Source organism: Colwellia sp. E2M01, assembly GCF_018860585.1.
GTDB lineage: Bacteria > Pseudomonadota > Gammaproteobacteria > Enterobacterales > Alteromonadaceae > Colwellia.
The window spans coordinates 143995-147314 of the sequence record NZ_JAHKPR010000037.1; the positions used below are offsets into that span (position 1 = coordinate 143995).

The window sequence follows — 3320 nt, forward strand, 5'->3', positions numbered from 1 at the left end:
TGTCTTTAAATATTTTCCCTTCGCACAGCTAGACCAGAAAATTATCGGAATTGGTATTACTTCATTTATACCTTGAAATTATAAGAGCCTTTAATAATAAAATGTAAGCTCTTACAATGATTTTCTGCTTTAAAAGTGCAAAGCATTATTGAGTTTTCTATACTTACGTCAATTGCTCAGGTATATTATTTATACTTTTTATCTTGTTATTTTATTAGTTTAGGTAGGTCGCGTGAAAGAAAAATCAACGTCATTTGATATCGCTTTTAGGGCTGGTGTTTCTCAGTCTACTGTCTCAAGGGCTTTACGAAACAGCCCGCTAGTTAATGAAGCAACGCGAGAAAAAATTCAAGCTATTGCCAAAGAACTCAACTATAAAGTTGATAAAAATGCTAGTAGTTTACGCTCTCAGCATAGCGATACTATTGCTCTTTTATTGTTTGAAGACCCTACCAATGACGATTCAGCTATCAATCCTTTTTTCTTATCTATGTTAGGGAGTATCACCCGTGCTTGTTCAAATAGAGGTTACGACTTACTCGTGTCGTTTCAGCAAGCAAGTGAAGATTGGCACGCTGATTATGAAGATAGTAATAAAGCAGATGGTTTAATTTTATTGGGGTACGGTGATTACCTTTCTTATGAAGAAAAATTACTGAAGTTGCTTGATCAAGAAACGCACTTTGTTCGTTGGGGGGCAGAAGTTAAAAACCTACCACTTATTTCGGTGGGATGTGACAACTTTCAAGGCGGTAAAGAGGTTGCAGATCATATTATTAATCAGGGTCGTAAGCAGATAGCTTTTTTAGGAACTGCTTCTTCACATGCGCCGGAGTTTTTCGATCGTTATAAAGGCTATTGTCACGCTTTAGAAAGTCACGGACTTATAGTTAATGACCGGATACAATTTAATGCGTTATATACCGAAGATGCGGGTTATAAAGCCGCTTGTGAATTAATAGCCAGTGGTGAAAAATTCGATGCTATTTTTGCTGCCTGTGACCTTATTGCGGTTGGTGCTTTACGTGCGTTACAAGAGCATAATATTACTATTCCAGAGCAAGTATCTTTGGTTGGTTTTGATGATATTGCTATCGCGAGCTTTACCTTCCCGTCATTAACAACGGTAAAACAAGATACGCAGTTAGCTGGGGAGTTATTAGTAGAAACCTTATTAACGATGATCCAAGGCGATGAAGCTAAAACAACCTTAATAGCCCCTGAGTTAGTTATTCGTAAGTCTTGTGGTAGTTAATGCTGTAATGTCTATTAAGTAATACAGCTTATTTAGTGAGGCACCTATTAAAAAAGCCGCTTTAATTATTAAAGCGGCTTTTTAGTTATTTGTATTTAGCTATCTAAATTTAGTTATCTGTATTTAACTATCTAACTTTAGTGATCCTTACTTAGTTAACAATAATTACACTGTCGGTTGCTCTGCTTTTTCTTTAACAAAGTACACTGAAAGGGCGGCTAAAATCATTGAAGCACCGGCAAGCATAATAATATAAATAGCTTGATTATCGAACAGTGCGGTTAATAACCAACCTGTTAAAATACCAGATACAATTTGTGGCGCGGCAATGGTAAAGTTAAATATCCCCATATAAACTCCTGTTTGTTTCACCGGTAATGAACCCGCCAAAATAGAGTAAGGCATAGCTAATATCGCTGCCCACGCCATACCAACACCCACCATAGGTAAAATTAATGAAACTGCACCCTGTGGTACTTCAATGGTAGTAATCGCTAAATTAACTAAAATAAGTTCAGGATTTTGCATAAACATGATACTTATAAAACCGATACCGCCTGCTAATAAAGCGATTGAATAGGTTAACTTTCTACCAATTTTATTGGCAACTTTTGCCATAAATAATGAGGCAATGGCTGCAAATAAGGCATAAGCTGCGAAAATAATACCTACCCAGTCACCAGCAGTACCTTTAGCTTGAGCAATATGCGCAGGTACGCTACCAATTGACTCTAGGTAAGTAGGGTCAAACCATTTAGCATCTATGCCCCAAATATGTTGCGCGATTGCTGGCATGGTGTAAACCCACATTATAAACAACGCAAACCATGAGAAAAACTGCACCACTGCAAGTTGCTTCATGGTGGTAGGCATTGTTTTAACAAGTGAGAAGAATTCAGTTAACTTTTCTATTAGGTTTTGCTCTGGTTTAGCTGTATCTAATTCAGCTAAACCATTAATACCAGGTGCATATTCTTTAGTGCGTAGAACGGTCCATAATACTGAACCTAGCATTACCGATGCACCTATATAGAATGCCCAGATAACTGACGGAGCCACTTGTCCAGTACTTGCGGTATTTTCTAAGCCAATAACATTGGTTAATACGAACGGTAGAATAGAACCAAATACAGCACCAATATTAATTAAAAAGGATTGAATTGAATAACCTATATTGCGTTGCTCGGCGGGTACCATGTCTGATACTAAAGCACGGAAAGGTTGAAAAGCTAAGTTAAATGAAGCATCCATTAGGGCTAACATCATAGCGCCAAAAAATAACGGGGTTATAAAGCTAACTAAAGTGCCAGAGTTTGGCATTAATAACATACCAATAGCGGCAGCAATACCACCAGCTAATATATAAGGGTTACGTCGGCCAACGCGATTCCAGGTTTTATCTGAAGCTGCACCGACAATAGGTTGGATAATTAAACCCATGATTGGCGCAACTAGCCAAAATAAGGATAATGAATGCAGATCTGCCCCTAAATCAGAAAGTATTCGGCTGGCGTTGGCGTTTTGTAAAGCGAAGCCAAATTGTACGCCGAGAAAACCAAAGCTTACATTCCATATTTGCCAAAAGCTCAAACGTGGTTTTTGCTGTGAACTTTGTTGTAAACTCGGATTTATTTGTGAATTCGGGTTCGGTTGTGAACTCGGGTTTATTTGATTACCCATATCATTATCTCGCTTATCTAGTGGGACCATTATTATTATGTTTTTGCTACTCGTCTTGAAAATACCTTTGAAAAGTCGGACTATTATTTGGTGTTAGCTAAATAATAGTCCGTTATACCAATGGCCTATACCTAGTAGATATTGTACATATTAGGTTTTGTACCTTTGAGGTATCAAACAAGTGAGAATGGAAATAGGTTAAACTCATTGAGCCAACACTAAAACACACTTTTAATATACGCACATTATCGTGCTATCACTAGCGCTTACATACGTATTCAGCTTAGTCATTAGTCTGTTTTTTATTCAAACTTGTTTGCTTTATTTACTAATACCAATTTGATTAAGTTCTTTCCCATTCAGCGAGAATTAAAAGGCTTAGAGG

The 3320-nt window shown here is 37.3% G+C and carries 2 protein-coding genes; one reads left to right on the forward strand and one right to left on the reverse strand.

Going from position 1 to position 3320, the window contains the following annotated elements; genetic code table 11:
• Positions 1–232 precede the first annotated feature (232 nt).
• Entirely contained in the window at positions 233–1255 is a 1023-nt protein-coding gene (locus tag KO502_RS08600) for a LacI family DNA-binding transcriptional regulator (protein ID WP_216022171.1), read from the forward strand.
• Positions 1256–1420: 165 nt separating this feature from the next.
• Here the strand turns inward: KO502_RS08600 and KO502_RS08605 are convergent, their stop codons facing one another.
• Positions 1421–2935, reverse strand: coding sequence for an MFS transporter (locus KO502_RS08605; protein WP_216022172.1), 1515 nt, complete (start codon positions 2933–2935; stop codon positions 1421–1423).
• Positions 2936–3320: the final 385 nt, after the last annotated feature.